The following is a 13,531-nucleotide window of genomic DNA, read 5'->3' as shown; positions in this document are numbered from 1 at the left end:
GCCTTTCCGGAAAGTTATGCAAAATGGCACAACGTCATCCCTCGCATAACCGCCCGTTATGAATAACCGTATCGCCGACGGCCGCGTCAAATTCCGGCACCTGCAGTGTTTTCTCGCGGTCGCGCAGCTGGGCGGCGTGCAGAAGGCGGCCGAAAGCCTGTCGATCACGCAGCCGGCCGTGTCGAAGACGATCGCCGAACTGGAGTCGATCCTCGGCGTGAAGCTGTTCGAGCGCGGGCGGCACGGCGCGCAGCCGACCCGCGAGGCGCAGCTGTTCCTCCCGCATGCGAACGCGTGCGTGCTGGCGCTGCGGCAGGGTGTCGGGCTGCTCGCGCGCGAGGGCGGAGCGGCCGCGGCGACGCTCGAGATCGGCATGCTGCCGACCGTTGCGGCCTCGCTCGCACCGGCGCTGATGAAGGCGCTGGCCGCACGCTGGCCGCGCATCGTCGTGCGGATCGCGACGGCCGCGAACGCCGAGTTGCTGGAGCGGCTGAAGGCGGGCGCGATCGAATGCGCGATCGGGCGCCTGTCGGAGCCGGAGCGAATGATCGGGCTCGCGTTCGAGCAGTTGTACAACGAGCCGCTCGTCGCGGTCGTGCGCGCGGGCCATCCGTTGCTGGCCAGCGCCGCACCGGCCGCCGAACTCGCGCGCTATCCGGTCGTGCTGCCGCCGTTCGGCACGCTGATCCGCCAGTCGGCCGAGCAACTGCTCGGCGCCTGCGGTGCGCCGCCGCTGGATTCGTTCATCGAGGTGCTGTCGGTGTCGGTCGCACGCGCACTCACGCTCGAGAACGACGCGGTCTGGTTCGTGCCGCTCTATGCAGCCGAATACGACCTGTCGGCCGGTGCGCTCGCGCGCCTGCCGCTGCCGTCCGCGGGCACCGACGAGCCGGTCGGGCTCGTGCTGCGCACCGATGCGCAACCGTCGCCCGTCGCGCGGACGCTGATCGACGCCGTGCGCGAAATCGCACGGGCGCGGTTCGGCGATGCGCGAGCGCATCGCGCGCCGCGCGGCGTACGCAAGCCGGCTCGCCGCGAACGTTGAGACGCCGCGCAGGGCCGGGCCACGTGGCGCTCGGCTGCCGTTCCTTCACCCTCATTCGTTAGCCGTTCGGTCAGTAGCGGATCTCGTCGTGCTTGGCATATCGTATCGTTTTTGATACGCTTGATGGCACGACGATGGCGAGACAGCAGATTCAGATCACGCTCGGCGTGCGGTTCTTCCGCACGGCGCGTGGCAACGAGCCGGTGCGCGAATGGCTCAAGGCGCTTGGGCAGATCGAGCGCCGGATGATCGGCGAAGAGATCAAGACCGTTCAACTAGGCTGGCCGCTCGGCATGCCGCTGGTCCGGAAGATGTCGAAGGATCTGTGGGAAATCCGCGTGATGTTGCCGAGGCGAAGCGCGCGCGTGCTGTTCACGGTCGTCGGCGACACGATGGTGCTGCTGCACGCGTTCTTCAAGCAGTCGCAGGCTACGCCGTCCGACGACCTCGACGTGACCGTCGCGCGGCTGAAAGCGCTCACGCACGCCATCTGAATTTCCCGGTTGCGCCGGCACGTGCGAGCGCCGCTGTGCCGCCCGGCAACGCCATGCATTGGAGTATCCATGACGACCACGAACAATCCGCATATCGGCAGCGATTTCGATACCTTCCTCGAGGAGGACGGCCATCTCGAAGCGGCCACCGCCACCGCGATCAAGCGCGTGATCGCGTGGCAGATCGGGCAGGAGATGAAGGCGCAGCACATCACGAAAACCGCGATGGCCGCACGGATGAAGACCAGCCGCGCCGCGCTCAACCGGCTGCTCGACGAAACCGACACGAGCCTCACGCTGGCGACGCTCGCGAGCGCGGCCACAGCACTCGGCAAGCGGCTCAGCTTCGAGCTGGTGCCGGCCTGACGGGCATGACGAAACGGTGCGCGGCCGGTTCGCGGTGGGCCGGCGCATCGCGGCGAACGAGCGCAGGTTCGTCCGCTCGCGGGCATCGGCACACGATCATGTGCGCGGCCCAGCCATCCACAGATACAGCAACGCACCGCCCGCGAGCACCAGCGGGCACAAGATATACCATCCCGTCGTCAGAAACAGCCCGGCGACGGCGACCAGCGAAATCCACGCGCAGCGGTACGCGATGCCGCCACGCGGCAACAATTTCAACGCCGCGGCCGCGCCGAGCCCGTACACCATCACGAAGCAACCGGACGTGACGAGCACGAGTGGTTTCGGCCCGACGTCCGAGATCGTCGTTGCCGCGAGCGCAACGGCCGCCAGCCCGGCGATCACGCCGAGACTGCGGCGCGGCACGCCGCCGACCTGGCTGCCTTTCGCGAGCCACGCGGGCAGCGCGCCGTCGCGCCCGAGCGCCGCGCCGAGTTTGGCCGCACCCGCGAAATAGGCGTTCATCGTGCCGAGCGTGAGCAGCACCGCGGCCGCGGCCGCCAGCACCTGCGCATGACCGCCGATGCCGCCCGCGATCAGTTCCGCGAGCGGCGCACCCGATGCGCCGGCCGACGGCCCGAGCACCGTCACGCTCGCGGCCGCGACCGACAGATACAGGAACCCGACGACCACGACCGCGATGGCGGCCGAGCGCGGCATGTCGTGCGCGGGCCGGCGGAATTCGGCGGCGAGGTGCGTGATGGCTTCCCAGCCCGCGAAGCTCCACACGAGCAGCGCCGCAGCCTGGCCGACCGCCAGCCAGCCGTGCGGCGCGAACGGATGCAGGTTCGCGGTGCGCGCATGCGGCGCGGACGCGAGCACGGCAGCCAGCAGCAGCGTGACGAGCAGCGCCGACAACACGAGCTGCATGCGACCCGACACCGTCACGCCGAACGCATTCGCGGCCGACACCGTGGCGATCAATGCGGCGGCCGTGACGATGACCGTGGCATGCCCGCCGCCGGTGACGGCCGCGACATACGCGCCGCCGAACATCGCGGCGGCCGGCGCGCCGGCCGGCACCGCGAAATAGAAACACCAGCCGACGATCGCCGCGGCCTTCGGCCCGAATGCGCGTCGCGCGTAGGTCGATACGCCGCCCGCGTCCGGATAGCGCGCACCGAGCGCGGCGAAGGTGGCCGCGAGCGGTCCCGACAGCACGACGAGCGCGGCCCAGGCGAGCAGCGATGCCGGGCCCGCGACCTCGGCGGCGAGCGCGGGCAACGCAATGACGCCAGTGCCGAGCACCGCGCCGATATACAGCGCGGCGCCCTGGAAAATCGTCAGCGAGCCCGCGTGATGAACGGCGGGCGAATCGGCATGCGAAGGCATGAAAGGCAGTCTCCGGGAGGCTTGTTCTGGGTGCGGTCGTTCGCGCGGTGAATCGTGGAATGCTACCCGAACGGGCGCGGCGATGCGGCGCGGCGTTCAGTAGTCCGCGACGTGCCGCATGTCAGCCGATGTCAGTAGCGGCGGGCGAGACGCAGGCGCGCGTCCTCGCGCGCGGCAGGCGGCAGCTCGGGCGCATAGTGGAACGCGCCCGACACGAGCGACGCGACGGGCACGCCGTCGCGGAACAGCACGCGATTGCCGGCCAGCGCGGGCACCTTGTCGCCGGGCAGCAGCGTGCCGGCAAGGTTCAGCGGGTCAGCGCCCGTCACGCACACATACTGGCCGTCGCCCGGTTGGCGACGCAGTTCGCGCAGGATCGGAATCGCCTCCGGCAGCGCGAACTGCTCGCCCGCGAGCCCGGCAACGAAGCGTCCGCCGCGAATCTCGCCGCGCGCTTCGAGCCGCTGCAGCACGCGCACGAGTTCGCGCCAGCTCGGCAGCCAGTCGGCTTCGCGTTCGAGCAGCCGCCAGAACACGACACCGTAGCGGCGCAGCAGCGTCCAGACGATGTGTTCGAGCGCGTCGGGATCGGTCGCGGGCGCACCGCGCTTCGGTGCCGGGGTTGGCGCGTCGTTCGGTGGTGAAACGCGTTGCACGAGCGCCCAGCGGCCCGCATCGTCCATCCCGCCGATCAGTGCGCCGCCGCGCCGCGTGCGCGGCGCATACGTCGCGCTGCGCTTGACCGCCGGCTTCAGCAATGCGCGCAGTCCGGCGAAGCTGTCCGCATTCACGAGGCCGGCCGACACGAGTTCGCCAAGTGCCTGTTCGAGTTCGACGGGCAGCATGTGCAGTTCGTCGAGCAGTGCATCGAAGAACATCGCGCCATGTGCGGCGAGCGCGTCTCGCACCTGCGTCGCGCGCGCGGACAGCGCCGGTTGCGCGTCCGGGTCGCGCAGCGCCTGCCATGCGCCGAGGTGGCGGCGGGGCAGCAGCACGACCGGCGTTGTCTTCACGGGCGTGCCGGCCGCGCGGGCCGGTGCGCCGATTCGGGTCCACACGAGCTTGCCCGCGCGGCACAGCTCGTCGAGGCCGCCGGCCGTATAGTCGGTCAGCCGTGCGGGCAGGAGCGCGTCTTCCCATGCGCTCGCCGCGGCTTCGTAGCCTTCGAGCTGCTCGACGACGGCCGCGAGCGCGTCGCGGCCGGTTCCGCGCGTATCGGGCGTCATGCGCTGCCAGTGGAACAGGAAGCGCATGAAATCGGCGCGCTCGACGGGCTCGATCTCGCGGCGCAGTCGTTTCACCGTATAGCGATGAATGCGCGCGAGCAGGTGGCGTTCGCACCATTCGTCGGTCGTTGCCCCGGGCGTGAAGCGGCCGCGCATCACGTAGCCTTCGCGCTCCAGTGCGGCGAGCGCCGTCGCGATCGTCGCGGGCGGCAGGCCGAGCGGCTGTGCGATGGCGTCGAGCGTCAGCGGCCCGAATCCGGTGAGCCGCGCGCGAATCACGTCGACGAGCGCGGCGTCGGCGTCCCATGGCTGCGCGCACGTGGCGGGCACCTTCAGCGCGGGTGCAACACGTGCGGCGGGATGCAGCGCGCGGATGCAGACCAGCCGTTCGACCGGCACCCACAGCGCGACGCCATCCGGTGTGACGAGGTTCGTCGCGCGACGGCGTTCGGCCAATTCCGCGAGCCGCTCGGGCCAGCCGTCGTGCGCCTGCGCTTCGCTGTCGGCGACGCATGCGAGCGTGAGCAGCGCGTCGTGCATTTCGTCGGCATCGCGCACGAGCGGCCACGCTTCGTCGCGCACCGCATCGATCGCGTCGGCGTCGAGCGCGCCGAGATCGTCGGCCGACTCGGGGTCGCTCCAGCGACGCGACTGCACGGCCTGCGTGCGGCGCTCTTCGAGCGGCGCATCGTCGAGGAATGCATAGGGCTTCGCGTTCAGGATCTCGGCCGCGAGCGGCGACGGCGCGGGCAGGTCGCGCGCGATCAGTTCGATCGCGCCGCTCTCGATCCGGCGCAGCAGCGCGAGCCAGCCGTCGGTATCCATCGCGTCGTGCAGGCAATCGTCGAGCGTCTGGTCGACGAGCGGGTGGTGCGGGATCTCGCGTTCGCCGACGATATTCTCGAGGCACGCGACCTGTTCGGGAAACACGGTCGCGAGCAGGTCGTCGCTCTTCATCCGCTGCAGTTGCGGCGCAGTGCGCCGGCCGCCGGTGAAGCGCGGCAGCGCGAGCGAGGTCGTCGCGTTCCAGCGCCAGCGCACGCCGAACATCGGCGCGTCGAGCAGCGCCTGGACCAGCACGTGTTCGGCGCTGGCCGAGCGCAGGTAGCGCCACACTTCGTCGAGCGCGAAGCTGTGCGCGAGCGACAGCGAAAGCACGATCGCGTCGTCGGTCGCGGCAGCCTGCAGCTCGAAGTCGAACGTGCGGCAAAAGCGCTTGCGCAGCGCGAGTCCCCAGGCGCGGTTGATGCGGCTGCCGAACGGCGAATGGATCACCAGCTGCGTGCCGCCCGACTCGTCGAAGAAGCGCTCCATCACGAGCGTGTCCTGCGTGGGCAGCGCGCCGAGCGCCGCGCGCGTGCGGGCGAGGTAGTCGACGATCTGGCGGGCCGCGTCGGGAGACAGATGCAGATCGTCGGCGAGCCAGCGCAGCGCCGGCGCGAGGCGGCTTTCGGCCGGGACGATCGCATGGCCGTCGGCATCACTTCGCGAATCGGTTACGACTGGGACTTCGGCGGCTCGTTTGGCCTTGCCGCGCGTGGCCGTCTTGCCGGCCGTATCGACGCTCGCGCCGCTCGCACCGCGCTTGCGCCCACCGGCATCCGTGTTTCGATCGCCTTCGGCCAACAGCCCGTCGAGCCGCGCGCGCAGCCGGCCGACAGCGGCCGACAGTTCGTCGCTGCGCCCGGGCGCCTCGCCGAGCCAGAACGGAATGCTCGGCGACTGGCCTTGTGCATCCTCGACGCGCACGCGGCCCGTTTCCACGCGAATGATCCGGTACGACTGGTTGCCGAGCTGGAACACGTCGCCGGCCAGGCTCTCGACCGCGAAATCCTCGTTGACGGTGCCGACCTGGATGCCCTGCGGTTCGAGCAATACCGCGTAGTCGGCCATGTCGGGAATCGTGCCGCCCGACGTCGTCGCGGTCATCATCGCGTTGCGGCGTCCGCGCACCGTGCCGCCGACCACGTCGCGATGCAGATACGCGCCGCGCACGCCGCGGCGGCTCGTGAAGCCTTCGGCGAGCATCTTCATGACCTCGTCGAAGCGTTCGCGTGACAGGCGCGCGTACGGCGCCGCGCGCGTAAAGCTCGCGTACAGCGCATCCTCCTGCCATTCCGCGCAGGCGACTTCGGCGACGATCTGCTGCGCGAGCACGTCGAGCGGCGCCTCGGGAATCCGCAATGCGTCGAGCTCGCCGCGTTGCACGCAGTCGAGCAGCGCCGCGCATTCGACCAGCTCGTCGCGCGACAACGGGAACAGGCGGCCCTTCGGCACGCCGCCGACATGGTGCCCGGAGCGGCCGACGCGCTGCAGGAACGGTGCGATCCCGCGCGGCGAACCGATCTGGCACACCAGATCGACGTCGCCGATGTCGATGCCGAGTTCGAGCGACGCGGTCGCGACGAGCAGCTTCAGCTCGCCGCGCTTGAGCCGCTGTTCCGCGTCGAAGCGATGTTCCTTCGCGAGACTGCCGTGGTGCGCGGCGATCGCGTCCTTGCCGAGGCGCTCGGCGAGATGGCGCGCCATGCGCTCCGCGGTGCGCCGCGTGTTCACGAACACGAGCGTCGTGCGATGCGCGGCCGCGAGCGCGGCGATGCGGTCGTACACCTGTTCCCACACGTCGGTCGCCATCACCGGTTCGAGCGGCACGTTCGGCAGTTCGAGCGCAAGGTCGCGTTCACGCGTATGACCGGTGTCGACGATCGTGCAGTCGCGCGGCGCATCGGCCGGGCCGCCGACCAGGAAGCGCGCGACCGCGTCGATCGGTTTCTGCGTGGCCGATAATCCGATGCGCGGCAACGCGCGGCCCGTCAACGCATCGAGGCGTTCGAGCGACAGCGCGAGATGGCTGCCGCGCTTGGACGACGCGAGCGCGTGGATCTCGTCGACGATCACCGAACGCACGCTCGACAGCATCTGCCGTCCCGACGTCGACGACAGCAGCACGTACAGCGACTCGGGCGTCGTCACGAGGATGTGCGGCGCGCGTTTGCGCAGCGCCGCGCGTTCGGCCTGCGGGGTGTCGCCGGTGCGCACGGCGGTGCGGATCGCGGGCACCGGCAGACCGAGCTGCGCGAGCGATTCGGCGATACCGGCGAGCGGCGCGTCGAGGTTCACGTGGATGTCGTTCGACAGCGCCTTCAGCGGCGACACATAGACGACGAGCGTCGCGTCGGGCAGTGCGCCGTCGTGCGCGAGCGCATCGCGCACGAGATCGTCGAGCGCGCACAGGAACGCGGTGAGCGTCTTGCCGGACCCGGTCGGCGCGGCCACGAGCGTTGACCGGCCGGCCTTGATGTGCGGCCACGCGAGCGCCTGCACGCCGGTCGGGGCGGCGAACGTGCGGCGGAACCATGCGGCGACGGCCGGGTGGAACACGTCGAGCGCGTGGGCGGGGCGGGTGGCGGTGACGTCCATCGGAGCGGTGAAATAGGGTGCGAGCGCACGGGCGGCCGCGCGCGAATCGTCAGTGTGCCAGACGTCGCCTATGCGCGCCGGGCAACGCGGGCAGGGAGAATGCGCGCGCCTCGAAGAGGCAGATGAGGCGCGGTGCCGGCGTTTCAATAGGCGTGCGTGCGCAACGCCACCCGTTCGGTCACGGGTGCCGGATCAGCGAGCGGGAGCGCTTGCGTTCGGCGTGCGCGGGGTGGGTGCGCGGCCCAGTCCGTGATTACACGCGATGCAGCCAGCCGAGCCAGTGTTCGAGGAACGGTGCGCGCGTCCACAGCGACTGCGCGAGCCACAGCGTGCCGCCCCATGCGGCGGCCACGATGATCAGGTCGCAGTGCCCGCTGTTCCACAGATTCAGCGAGTGGCGCCGCCAGATCCACGGCACGCCGAGCGGATTCGGCCAGTCCGCGAGCAGGTGCATCACGCCGCCGCATGCGAAGCCGAACAGCGGCGCGGCCCACAGCGGATGCGGATGATGCGTGAGCCCGTGCCAGCCGAGCGCGAGCAGCGCGATCCAGCCGATGCCCCAGTGGGTGACGGTGCGGTGCGTGATCCACAGGCGGCGTTTGCGGGTCCACCATGCGACTTCGAGCCAGTCGGGCGCGGTGCCGCCCGCGACGCCGGCCGCGAACGCGGCGAGCAGGCCAGTGTGCCAGGGGCCGGTCGCGCCGGTTTGCGCGACGAGGACGGCGGCGGCGACGCCGGCCGCGAAGCCGGACGCGTGATGCGCATTGTGTGATGCCATAGGGAACGAGACGAAGAAACGTGAAGCGGCGTGCGAGCAAAAGCCATGACGCAGCGCGAAAGCGGGGCGCTATCTTCTCAGATCGGCCTGCACAGCGGGTGGTTCGGGCGCCGTTTTTTTGCATGTACGGCGTGACGGCGAGGTGGTTTGCAACTTTCGGTTTTGTGCATTGCACGAGGACCGGCGGCGCAGGCAATTTCGACCGATGCGCGTGCCCGTTTCTACCGGGTGAGCGACCGGCCGCCCACAATTTGCACGCGTTGGTCGCGCGTCGCGTGTTCGACCCTTTTTGTCCCCCTATACTACGAAGCCGCAGGTGTCCGCCGGCGAGCCAGCGGATACGCGCGGATCGGGCGCCTTTCCCGCCTGAAAGAAGATCCACATGGGGGACATGCAATGACTACGCTGAATCGCTTCAAAACATCCGCCGTCGTGCTCGCGACGGTGGCCGGCGTCGGTTTCCTGCCGAACGCGCCTGCCTATGCGAAGGGTCCGCAGCCGGCGGTCCTGACGAGTTCGGCGGTCGCGGTGGCCGACAAGTACAGCGCGGATGCCGCGGAGCGAATCTTCAAGGAAGGCGGCAACGCGATCGACGCGGCTGTCGCGATCGCGTTCACGCTTGCCGTCACGTATCCGGAGGCCGGCAACATCGGTGGCGGCGGCTTCATGACGATCTACAAGGACGGCAAGCCGTACTTCATCGACTACCGCGAGCGCGCGCCGCTCGCCGCGACGAAGGACATGTACCTCGACAAGGAGGGCAACGTCGTCAAGGGCATGAGCCTGTACGGCCCGCGCGCGGCCGGCGTGCCGGGCACGGTCGCGGGCATGTGGGAAGCGCAGAAGCGCTTCGGCAAGCTGAAGTGGAAGCAGGTGCTCGCGCCGGCGATCCACTATGCGCGCGACGGCTTCATGGTCGACGAGCAACTGGCGCAACGCGGCGTCGACGCGTCGAAGGAGTTCGGCGGCAAGACCAACTTCGACAAGTACTTCTCCGGGTTGAAGGCGGGCACGAATTTCAAGCAGCCCGATCTCGCCGACGTGCTCACGCGGATCGCGAACGGCGGCGCGGAAGGTTTCTACAAGGGCAAGACGGCCGAGCTGATCGCGGCTTCGATGAAGACCGGCGACGGCAACGGGTTGATCACGACCGAGGATCTCGCGCAATACCGCGCGGTGTGGCGCCAGCCGGTGCAGGCGAAGTGGAACGGCTATGACGTGATCACCGCGCCGCCTCCGAGTTCGGGCGGCATCGGCCTCGTGCAGTTGCTGAAGATGAAGGCCGATCTCAAGAAGGACTTCGACGGCGTAACGCTCAACTCGCCGCAGTACATCCACCTGGTCGCGGAAATCGAGAAACGCGTGTTCGCCGACCGCGCGCAATACCTCGGCGATCCCGATTTCTACAAGGTGCCGATCGCGCAGCTCACCGCCGACTCGTACATCGCGAAGCGTGCGGCCGAGGTCAATCCGAAGGAGCCGTCGGACACGAAGAGCGTGCAGCCGGGACTCGGCACGTCGATGCCGGAGAAGGCCGAAACGACGCACTTCTCGGTCGTCGACAAGTGGGGCAACGCGGTATCGAACACGTACACGATCAACGGCTATTTCGGTTCGGGCGTGATCGCCGACGGCACCGGCATCGTGCTGAACGACGAGATGGACGACTTCTCCGCGAAGCCGGGCGTCGCGAACATGTTCGGCGTGGTCGGCAGCGATGCGAACGCGATCGAGCCGAAGAAGCGTCCGCTGTCGTCGATGTCGCCGACGATCATGACGAAGGACGGCAAGGTATCGCTCGTGATCGGCACGCCGGGCGGCTCGCGGATCTTCACGTCGATCTTCCAGGTGATCAACAACATCTACGACTTCAAGATGCCGTTGAAGGAGGCGGTCGGGGCGATGCGTTTCCACCACCAGCTGCTGCCGCCGAACACGATCTTCTGGGAGCCGTACCATCCGATCGAAGGCGAGCTCGCGAAGCAGATCGAGGCGCGCGGCTACACGCTGAAGGGGCAGGACTTCAGCGGCGACATCCAGGTGATCAAGATCGACGGCAAGACGCCGGAGGCGATGGCCGATCCGCGCGGGCGCGGCGTCACGCGGATCATTCACTGACGGCGCAGGCCGTGGGCGCGACCGTCGTGACGGTCGTGCCCGCGCAATCGATGCCGGGCCAGTGTGCCCGGCATTTTTCATGATGCGGCGGCTTGGCGGGCGCGCGACGCTCGTACGGGGACACGGATCGCGTGGGGGGCGGCGCGTGTCGTCTGACGCGCGACGCCAGCCGGTCGCCCCTGCGGGTCGCCCCCAGCGGGTCGCCCCCAGCCGGTCGCCCCCAGCCGGTCGCCCCCAGCCGGTCGCCCCCTTTTTCATCAATTTGACGCGCGACGCTGGGATAATGGTGGAGTATGGCTGCGTCAATTGAAGGAAGGAGGCCCCATGGACGATAACGATACCCGCACCGAGACCGACGACCTCACCGATATGGCATCGGGCGAGTCGCGCCGGCACCATTTCGAGGAAGACCTCGTCGATGCGTACGACGAAGAACTCGAAATGGAGCTTGACGACCGCCGTTTCGATAACGGCGAGGATCTGCTGTTCTCGCCGGAGCGCCGCGAAGCGCGCAAGCAGTATTTCCGCGAGCTGTTCCGGCTGCAGGGCGAGCTCGTGAAGCTGCAGGACTGGGTCGTGAGCACGGGGCACCGCCTCGTCGTGATTTTCGAGGGGCGCGACGCGGCAGGCAAGGGCGGCGCGATCAAGCGCATCACGCAGCGCCTGAACCCGCGCGTGTGCCGCGTGGCGGCGCTGCCCGCGCCGAACAACCGCGAGCGCACGCAATGGTATTTCCAGCGCTATGTCGCGCATCTGCCGGCCGGCGGCGAAATCGTGCTGTTCGATCGCAGCTGGTACAACCGCGCGGGCGTCGAGCGCGTGATGAATTTCTGTACCGATGATGAGTACGAGGAGTTTTTCCGTTCCGTACCCGAATTCGAGAAGATGCTGGTGCGTAGCGGGATCCAGATCGTCAAGTACTGGTTCTCGATCACCGATCACGAGCAGGAAGTGCGCTTCCAGAGCCGGATCGCGGATCCGCTGAAGCAGTGGAAGCTGAGCCCGATGGATCTGGAAAGCCGCCGCCGCTGGGAAGCCTATACGGCCGCCAAGGAAGAAATGCTGCAGCGCACGCATATCCCCGACGCGCCGTGGTGGGTCGTGCAGGCGGTCGACAAGAAGCGCGCGCGCCTGAACTGCATCAGCCATCTGCTGACCCAGGTGCCGTATCACGAGGTGCCGCGCCCGACGATCGATCTGCCGCAGCGCGAGCATCACGAGGACTACATTCGGCGTCCGGTGCCGGACAGCATGATCGTCCCGGACGTTTATTGAGCGGTTCAGCTCGGCTGGATCGAGCGCCGGGTCGCGCCGTGCAACCCGGCGCGCGTTATTCCCGGATCAGGAACGCGGCACGGTCGCGGCCGGCGATCCAGGCGGGCGCGCGACCGCGTCCGCTCCACGTGGCGCCCGTCGCCGGATCGCGATATTTCGCGCCGATCGTGAACAGCTTCGCGCGATCGCTGTAGCCTTGCCCGAAGATTTCCCGCGCGGTCAGCGCGTAGTCCTTCACGAGCTGGCGCGCCTGCGTCAGTGCCGCATCGCGTTCGCGGCGACGTGCCATCTGGATGCGTCGATCGAGTTCCGCGAGCTGGGCTTGCAGTTCTTGCAGTTGCATGCGTCCGATATCCCCTGGCTGAATTCTGATTGTCGGCGACGCGCGATGTGCGGCGTGCCCCATGCCCGGCCAGCCGTTTGCGAAACGCCGTACCGGGAATGCAGGGAGATTAAGTTTCGGTGCGCGGTTTTTCTATGGGACTTATCTGAATTTTCGCCGGGATCGTGGTGATTCCGGGAACCGAGGCCGCGCGGCCGGCAACGCGTCACAGGTCAGGGAAGCCCGAGCGCCCCTGCGTCAGGTCGAACAGCTCGATTTTCGCCGCCGCTTCGGCCTTTTCCGGCAGCTTGATCACGAGCTTCACCGTCATCCCGTACGCACTGTCCGCCAGTTCATAACCCGCCTGCTCGATCCAGCGGCGCACGCGCGCTTCGTCCGGATAGCCGATTTCGATCGCGAACCGCGTGTGGCGAATGCGTTCGACGCGCTCGGCGTCGAGCAGCGCGGAGGCGATCGCATCCGTATAGGCGCGCACCAGGCCGCCCGCGCCGAGCTTTACACCGCCGTAATAACGAACGACCGCGCCGAGCACGCCGTCGAGATCGTGATGACGCAGCACTTCGAGGATCGGCCGGCCGGCGGTGCCCGACGGCTCGCCGTCGTCCGACATGCCGGACTGGCCGCCCGCGAGCAGCGCCCAGCAGACGTGGGTGGCCGCCGGGTGCGCGTCACGCAGGCGCTGCAGCGCCTGCATCGCGGCGTCGCGGTCGTCGACGGGGATCGCGTGTGCGATGAAGCGGCTCTTGCGGATTTCGAGCTCGCGGGTGTATTCGGTGGCGAGCGAATAACTCATTGAACGGGAGGGAAAAGGAGATTCGGAATCGAGCACATTATGAGCCATTCGGGTGCAGGATCGGTACAAAGTACGTCGGACGGCGGATTGTCGGGATAACCGACGATGGACGAATTTCCGGGAAATTGATAAATGGTTAAATATCGAAGAAGTCTCACGCCGTAACGTTGATCTTTTGTAACGGTCCTGTTACAGTTCCGCCGCACCGAGATGCCGGTCACTCGGCATGGAAAGCGGAGCGCAACAGCCGAATACGCGGCGGCGCTATATAAAAACACTCAAGAGAAGTCACCTCAACGAGA

10 protein-coding genes are annotated in these 13,531 nt (G+C 68.3%); 5 read left to right on the top strand and 5 right to left on the bottom strand.

Annotation, left to right across the window (positions count from 1 at the left end; all coding sequences use genetic code 11):
- Positions 1–58 precede the first annotated feature (58 nt).
- From pcaQ to ACVK00_RS23890, 3 genes are all read left to right on the top strand, one after another.
- Complete coding sequence (gene pcaQ, locus ACVK00_RS23900; protein WP_284893957.1) at positions 59–1,045, top strand: pca operon transcription factor PcaQ; 987 nt, start codon at positions 59–61, stop codon at positions 1,043–1,045.
- A gap of 134 nt (positions 1,046–1,179) precedes the next feature.
- Positions 1,180–1,539 (top strand): type II toxin-antitoxin system RelE/ParE family toxin, encoded by a 360-nt coding sequence (locus tag ACVK00_RS23895; RefSeq protein ID WP_006758576.1) that lies wholly within the window; start codon positions 1,180–1,182, stop codon positions 1,537–1,539.
- Positions 1,540–1,608: 69 nt separating this feature from the next.
- Positions 1,609–1,905: an XRE family transcriptional regulator gene (locus ACVK00_RS23890; RefSeq protein ID WP_006758577.1), complete on the top strand. Its 297-nt coding sequence runs from the start codon at positions 1,609–1,611 to the stop codon at positions 1,903–1,905.
- A gap of 96 nt (positions 1,906–2,001) precedes the next feature.
- Here the strand turns inward: ACVK00_RS23890 and ACVK00_RS23885 are convergent, their stop codons facing one another.
- From ACVK00_RS23885 to ACVK00_RS23875, 3 genes are all read right to left on the bottom strand, one after another.
- A complete protein-coding gene (locus ACVK00_RS23885) occupies positions 2,002–3,276 on the bottom strand; it encodes an APC family permease (protein WP_284893958.1) in 1,275 nt (424 codons plus the stop codon).
- A gap of 131 nt (positions 3,277–3,407) precedes the next feature.
- Complete coding sequence (locus ACVK00_RS23880; RefSeq protein WP_284893959.1) at positions 3,408–7,922, bottom strand: DEAD/DEAH box helicase; 4,515 nt, start codon at positions 7,920–7,922, stop codon at positions 3,408–3,410.
- Between the two features lie 253 nt (positions 7,923–8,175).
- A complete protein-coding gene (locus ACVK00_RS23875; RefSeq protein WP_006758580.1) occupies positions 8,176–8,700 on the bottom strand; it encodes a metal-dependent hydrolase in 525 nt (174 codons plus the stop codon).
- A gap of 396 nt (positions 8,701–9,096) precedes the next feature.
- Here ACVK00_RS23875 and ggt point away from each other — a divergent pair, with 396 nt between their 5' ends.
- Complete coding sequence (ggt, locus tag ACVK00_RS23870; protein ID WP_166722765.1) at positions 9,097–10,818, top strand: gamma-glutamyltransferase; 1,722 nt, start codon at positions 9,097–9,099, stop codon at positions 10,816–10,818.
- Positions 10,819–11,142: 324 nt separating this feature from the next.
- Entirely contained in the window at positions 11,143–12,093 is a 951-nt protein-coding gene (gene ppk2, locus ACVK00_RS23865; protein ID WP_228909729.1) for a polyphosphate kinase 2, read from the top strand.
- Positions 12,094–12,148: 55 nt separating this feature from the next.
- Here the strand turns inward: ppk2 and ACVK00_RS23860 are convergent, their stop codons facing one another.
- Both ACVK00_RS23860 and ACVK00_RS23855 read right to left on the bottom strand, forming a co-directional pair.
- Entirely contained in the window at positions 12,149–12,436 is a 288-nt protein-coding gene (locus ACVK00_RS23860; protein ID WP_228909730.1) for an H-NS histone family protein, read from the bottom strand.
- A 205-nt stretch (positions 12,437–12,641) separates the two neighbouring features.
- Entirely contained in the window at positions 12,642–13,229 is a 588-nt protein-coding gene (locus ACVK00_RS23855; RefSeq protein WP_228909731.1) for an IMPACT family protein, read from the bottom strand.
- Positions 13,230–13,531: the final 302 nt, after the last annotated feature.

This window comes from Burkholderia sp. PvR073 (genome assembly GCF_054055695.1).
Note: the sequence above shows the minus strand (reverse complement) of the source record. Positions and strands in the feature narration are given on the sequence as shown.